Origin of the sequence: Massilia eurypsychrophila, from assembly GCF_002760655.1 — a bacterium.
Classification (GTDB): Bacteria; Pseudomonadota; Gammaproteobacteria; order Burkholderiales; family Burkholderiaceae_D; genus JAFCUW01.
This window is the reverse complement of record NZ_PDOC01000027.1, coordinates 50905-57343: the sequence shown is the minus strand read 5'-3', so window position 1 is coordinate 57343 and position 6439 is coordinate 50905. Positions and strand designations below refer to the sequence as shown.

Below are 6439 nucleotides of genomic sequence, written 5' to 3'. Positions count from 1 at the left end.
GCGGCGGCGGCGGCGGCGGCGGCGGCGGCGGCGGCGGCGGCGGCGGGCGCTGGCGCCGCCACGGCAGGCGCTTCAGCCGGCGCAGCGGCGTCCGCGGTCTCCAGCACCAGCACGAGCGAGCCTTCAGCGACCTTGTCGCCGACCTTGATCTTGATTTCCTTGACGACGCCGGCATGCGACGATGGAATCTCCATGCTCGCCTTGTCCGATTCGACCGTGACCAGCGACTGGTCGACCTTGATGGTGTCGCCCGGCTTGACCATCAACTCGATCACTTCCACTTCCTTGAAGTCGCCGATATCCGGGACCTTGACTTCCACTATGCTCATAGCATGACTCCGTTATTGTTCGTTTTTTTGCGAAGAGAGCGCGCGATTCCACCACTATCTCGCGAGTCGCCATCCCCGCTATCGCAAGGATGACGGCCGGGGGCAGCTTACTGCGTCACCGGATTCGGCTTGTTCGGATCGAGGTTGTACTTGGCCACCGCCTCGGCCACCGTCGACAGCGCAACAATGCCGTCGTCGGCGAGCGCCTTCAGCGCCGCCACCGTCACGTAGTAGCGGTTCACCTCGAAGAACTCGCGCAGCTTGACGCGCGAATCGGAGCGGCCGAAGCCGTCGGTGCCGAGCGTGGTGAAGCTGCGCCCTTTCGGCACGAACGCGCGGATCTGGTCGGAGAACTGGCGCACGTAGTCGGTCGTCGAGACGATCGGCCCGCTGGTGCCGGCAAGCAGCTGCGTCAGGTACGGCACGCGCGGCGCCGCGGTCGGGTTGACCAGGTTCCAGCGTTCGCAATCGACGCCGTCGCGCGCCACCATCGTCAGCGACGGTGCGGACCAGACGTCGGCCGCGATGCCCCAGTCGTTCATCAACAGTTCGGCGGCGAAGATCGACTCGCGCAGGATCGTGCCCGAACCGATCAGCTGCACGCGCTGCTTCGCTTCTGCCGGTCCCTCCTGCAGCAGGTACATGCCCTTCAGGATGCCTTCTTCGGTACCCTGGCGCAGCCCTGGCATCGAGTAGTTCTCGTTCATCAGCGTGATGTAGTAGAACACGTCTTCCTGGTTCGTCACCATGCGGCGCAGGCCGTCATGCACGATCACCGCCACTTCATGCGCGAACGTCGGGTCGTACGGCATGCAGTTCGGTACCGTCGCGGCGAACACGTGGCTGTGGCCATCTTCGTGCTGCAGGCCTTCGCCGTTGAGCGTCGTGCGCCCCGCCGTGCCGCCCATCAGGAAGCCGCGTGCGCGCATGTCGCCGGCGGCCCATACCAGGTCGCCGATGCGCTGCATGCCGAACATCGAGTAGAAGGTGTAGAACGGGATCATGACGCGGTTGTTCGACGAGTACGACGTCGCCGCGGCGATCCACGAACTCATGCCGCCCGCTTCGTTGATGCCTTCCTGCAGAATCTGGCCGGCCTTGTCTTCGCGGTAGTACATCACCTGGTCCTTGTCGACCGGCTCGTACAACTGGCCCTGCTGGTTGAAGATGCCGATCTGGCGGAACAGGCCTTCCATGCCGAAGGTGCGCGATTCGTCGACCAGGATCGGCACGATGCGCTGGCCCAGGCTCGGGTCGCGCAGCAGGGTCGAGATGATGCGGACAAAACTTTGCGTGGTCGAGATTTCGCGCCCTTCGGCGGTGGCGTCGAGCACGTTCTGGAACGCGGTCAGCGGCGGCACCACCAGCGTCTCGTCAGCCTGCGGACGGCGCTGCGGCAGGTAGCCGCCGAGTGCCTTGCGGCGCTCGTGCAGGTAGATCATTTCCGGTGCGTCGGCGGCCGGCTTGAAGAACGGGATGTCGGCCAGCTGGTCGTCCGGGATCGGGATGGCGAAGCGGTCGCGCATTTCGCGAATCGCTTCGTCGTCGAGCTTCTTGGTCTGGTGCGCGGTGTTGCGCGCCTCGCCCGACTTGCCCATGCCGAAGCCCTTGACGGTTTTAACCAGCAGCACAGTCGGCGTGCCCTTGTTTTCCTGCGCCAGCTTGAAGGCGGCGTAGATCTTGTGCGGATCGTGGCCGCCGCGCGTCAGGCGCCAGATGTCGTCGTCGGTCATGTTGGCGACCATCTTGAGCAGGTCCGGATGCTTGCCGAAGAAGTTCTTGCGCACGTAGGCGCCATCCTTGGCCTTGTAGTTCTGGTATTCGCCGTCGACCGTTTCCATCATCACGCGCTGCAGGATGCCGTTCTTGTCCTTGGCCAGCAGCTCGTCCCAGCCCGGGCCCCAGATAACCTTGATGACGTTCCAGCCGGCGCCGCGGAAGTCCGCTTCGAGTTCCTGGATGATCTTGCCGTTGCCGCGCACCGGGCCGTCGAGGCGCTGCAGGTTGCAGTTCACCACCATCACCAGGTTGTCGAGACGCTCGCGCGCGGCCATGCCGATCGCGCCCATCGATTCCGGCTCGTCCATCTCGCCGTCGCCGCAGAACACCCACACCTTGCGGTTCCCGGTGTCGGCGATCGAGCGCGCGTGCAGGTACTTCAGGAAGCGCGCCTGGTAGATGGCCATCAGCGGCCCAAGGCCCATCGAGACGGTCGGGAACTGCCAGAACTTCGGCATCAGTTTCGGGTGCGGGTACGACGACAGGCCCTTGCCGTCGACTTCGCGGCGGAAGTTGAGCAGCTGGTCTTCGGTCAGGCGGCCTTCGAGGTAGGCGCGGGCGTAGATGCCGGGCGACGAGTGGCCCTGGATGTACAGCAGGTCGCCGCCGTGGTCTTCGGTCGGCGCGTGCCAGAAGTGGTTGAAGCCGATGCCGAGCATGTTGGCCAGCGACGCGAAGCTGGAGATGTGGCCACCAAGGTCGCCATCGACGCGATTGGCCTTGACCACCATCGCCATCGCGTTCCAGCGCATCCACGAGCGCAGGCGCTCTTCGAATTCGAGGTTGCCGGGGCAGTGCTGTTCGAGGTGGGCCGGGATCGTGTTGACGTAGGCGGTATTGCTGGAGAACGGAATGTGGGCGCCGCGCCGACGGGCCAGGTCGACCAGGCGCTCCATCAGGTAGTGGGCCCGCTCGGGTCCTTCGTTTTCGATGACCGCTTCGAGCGCTTCAAGCCATTCTTGGGTTTCGAGGGTGTCCGGATCATTGGCGGCCTGGGCCGTCAACTGGTCGAGTTGAGCTGACATGTAATGCGTCTCCTTTTGTGGTGGCCCTGCCAGGTCGCGGTTCGCCGGCGGACGGTTTTTACCTGATTATTTACTAATACTCTGCTGTAGTGTGAGGATTCTAACAGCACTTCCTGATAATTTCAAATTACGATAAGCCATTTCGTATTGTGAAATCCACTTCGCGGCGAAGACCTGCGGTTGCCCGTTTTTGAAATATGTTTATATAGGAATATGCGGACGTTCCGGGAATGGGGGCGCGCGATAGCGGCAGCGGCTTTATAATCTTGTTTCCCTTCTGCTCTTAGCCCCTACCATGCCCGCCCAACTGATCGATGGAGTCCTCCTTTCCCAACAATTGCGCGCCGAAATCGCGTCGCGCGCCGCCGCGCTGAGCGCGCGCGGCAAGCAGCCGGGACTGGCCGTAATCCTGGTCGGCGAAGACCCGGCCAGCCAGGTCTACGTGCGCAACAAGGTCAAGGCCTGCGCCGACGTCGGCTTTCATTCGACCCTGGAAAAGTACGACGCCGACCTGTCCGAGGCGGCGCTGCTCGAGCGCATCGCCGCCCTCAATGCCGACGCCGCCATTCACGGCATCCTGGTGCAGATGCCGCTGCCGCGCCATATCAACCCGCACAAGGTCATCGAAGCCATTTCGACCGCCAAGGACGTCGATGGCTACTCGGTGCTGTCGGCCGGCGAACTGATGACCGGCCTGCCCGGCTTCCGCCCATGCACCCCGTACGGCTGCATGAAACTGATCGAAAGCACCGGCGTCGACCTGCGCGGCAAGCACGCGGTGGTCATCGGGCGCAGCAACACGGTCGGCAAACCGATGGCGCTGTTGCTCTTGCAAGCGAACGCCACCGTGACCATATGCCATAGCGCGACACCGGACTTGGCCTACCACACGCGCCAGGCCGACGTCGTCGTCGCCGCGGTCGGCCGGCGCAATACGCTGACGGCCGACATGGTCAAGCCGGGCGCCATCGTCATCGACGTCGGCATGAACCGCGACGACAACGGCAAGCTGTGCGGCGACGTCGACACTGCCGGCGTGGGCGAAGTCGCCTCGCACGTCACGCCGGTGCCAGGCGGGGTCGGACCGATGACGATCACCATGCTGCTGATGAATACCGTGGAAGCGGCGGAACGCGAACCGCGCGGCCGCGTCTAACTAATACTGAGGAGTGCCCATGAACACAGAGAACAACACTGCCAATCCCCTGCTCGATTTTTCCGGCCTGCCGCGCTTCGACGCCATCCAGCCCGAACAGGTGCAGCCGGCCATCGACGAACTGATCGCGCACGCTGCCAAGGTCGTCGCCGAGCTCGAGGCGCCGTCGGCCAATGTGACGTGGGAAAACTTCGTCGTCCCGCTCGAAGACGCCACCGAAAAACTGGGCCGCGCCTGGGGCGTGGTCAACCATCTCAACAACGTCGTCGACACGCCCGAGCTGCGCGCTGCCTACAACGAAGCACAGCCGAAGGTCACCGAGTTCTGGACCGCGCTGGCGCAAAACGAAGCGCTGTTTGCCAAGTACAAGGCCATCAAGGCAAGTCCCGAGTACGTCGGCCTGTCGTTCGCGCGCAAAAAAATCATCGACAACGCGCTGCGCGACTTCCGCTTGGGCGGCGCCGAACTGCCGCCCGAAAAAAAGGAGCGCTTCGCCGACATCCAGGAGCAGCACGCCGCGGTGTCGACGCGCTTTTCCGAAAACGTGCTCGACGCCACCAACGACTACAAGCTGATCGTCGACGACGAAGCCGACCTGGCCGGCTTGCCGGACGACGTCAAGCAGGCCGCGCGCGCTGCCGCCGAAAAGGACGGCAAGGCCGGCTGGCAGTTCACCTTGCACTTCCCTTCCTACTTCCCGATCCTGCAATTTGCCGACAAGCGCGAACTGCGCGAAACCATCTACCGCGCCAGCTCGACCAAGGCATCGGAAATGGGCACCGTCTTCAGCGAGCTGCAAAAGTGGGACAACACCGACAACATTGCCACCTTGCTCAAACTGCGCGACGAGGAAGCCAAGCTGCTCGACTACCGCAACTTCGCCGAGGTGTCGCTGGTGCCGAAAATGGCGCAAAGCCCGGAGCACGTGATCGAGTTCCTCGAAGACCTGGCGCGCCGCGCGCGGCCGTTCGCCGAAAAAGACCTGGCCGAACTGCGCGCGTTCGCCAAGGAGCAGCTTGGCATCGAGCAGATGGAAGCTTGGGACGTCGCCTACGCGTCGGAAAAACTGCGCGAGCAGCGCTATGCGTTCTCGGCGCAGGAAGTGAAAGAATATTTCCCTGAGCCGAAGGTCATCGACGGCCTGTTCCACCTGGTGCAGTCACTGTTTAACGTCAGCATCGCGCCCGACAGCGCGCCGGTGTGGCATCCGGACGTGCGCTTCTTCCGCATCGAGCGCGACGGCAAGCTGATCGGCCAGTTCTACCTCGACCTGTACGCGCGCGCCGGCAAGGGCGGCGGCGCCTGGATGGACGACGCCCGCGGGCGGCGCCTGGAAACCGGCGGCACCTTGCAAACGCCGGTCGCCTACCTGACGTGCAACTTCACGCCACCGGCCACCGTCGACGGCGTGTTGCAGCCATCGCTGTTTACGCATGACGAGGTGACAACGCTGTTCCACGAGTTCGGCCACGGGCTGCATCACATGCTGACCCAGGTCGATGAAATCTCGGTATCGGGCATTTCCGGCGTCGAGTGGGATGCGGTCGAACTGCCGTCGCAATTCATGGAAAACTTCTGCTGGGAATGGGAAGTGTTGCAACACATGACGTCGCACGTCAAGACGGGCGAGCCGTTGCCGCGTGCGCTGTACGACAAGATGCTGGCAGCCAAAAACTTCCAGTCGGGCATGCAGACACTGCGCCAGGTCGAGTTTTCGCTGGTCGATATGCATTTGCATTATGACTACGATCCGGCCAGCGTCCAGTCGGTGCAGCAGCTGATCAACGAAGTACGCGAGAAGTTTTCCGTCATGATGCCGCCCGCATTTAACCGATTCCAACACTCTTTCGGACATATTTTTGCCGGCGGGTATGCTGCCGGGTACTATAGCTACAAGTGGGCCGAAGTCTTGTCCGCCGACGCTTACGCCGCCTTCGAAGAAGCGGTCGCGGCGGGAGGCGGCGCCCTGTCCGAAGAAACCGGCAAGCGCTTTCAGCAAGAGATCCTTGCGGTGGGCGGCTCGCGTCCGGCGCTCGAATCGTTCAAGGCCTTCCGCGGCCGCGAGCCGAGCATCGACGCCTTGCTTCGCCATAGCGGCATGAGTTCCTGATGGGGGCTTGCCGACGAGAGAGTGTATGCAGTCGATGAGG

Annotated in this window: 4 protein-coding genes; 2 read left to right on the top strand and 2 right to left on the bottom strand. The window is 63.3% G+C overall.

Annotated elements, in window-relative coordinates:
• Positions 1-329, bottom strand: a 329-nt coding sequence (locus tag CR105_RS24480) for a biotin/lipoyl-containing protein (RefSeq protein ID WP_307189655.1), incomplete at its 3' end; no start/stop codon positions are given.
• A gap of 107 nt (positions 330-436) precedes the next feature.
• Positions 437-3133: a pyruvate dehydrogenase (acetyl-transferring), homodimeric type gene (gene aceE / locus CR105_RS24475; protein WP_099793128.1), complete on the bottom strand. Its 2697-nt coding sequence runs from the start codon at positions 3131-3133 to the stop codon at positions 437-439.
• Between the two features lie 295 nt (positions 3134-3428).
• On the opposite strand from aceE, the gene folD reads away from it, so the two are divergent.
• Both folD and CR105_RS24465 read left to right on the top strand, forming a co-directional pair.
• Positions 3429-4289 carry a bifunctional methylenetetrahydrofolate dehydrogenase/methenyltetrahydrofolate cyclohydrolase FolD gene (gene folD / locus CR105_RS24470; protein ID WP_099793126.1) on the top strand — a complete coding sequence of 287 codons (861 nt, stop codon included), beginning with the start codon at positions 3429-3431 and terminating at the stop codon, positions 4287-4289.
• A 19-nt stretch (positions 4290-4308) separates the two neighbouring features.
• A complete protein-coding gene (locus CR105_RS24465; protein WP_099793124.1) occupies positions 4309-6399 on the top strand; it encodes a M3 family metallopeptidase in 2091 nt (696 codons plus the stop codon).
• Positions 6400-6439 lie beyond the last annotated feature (40 nt).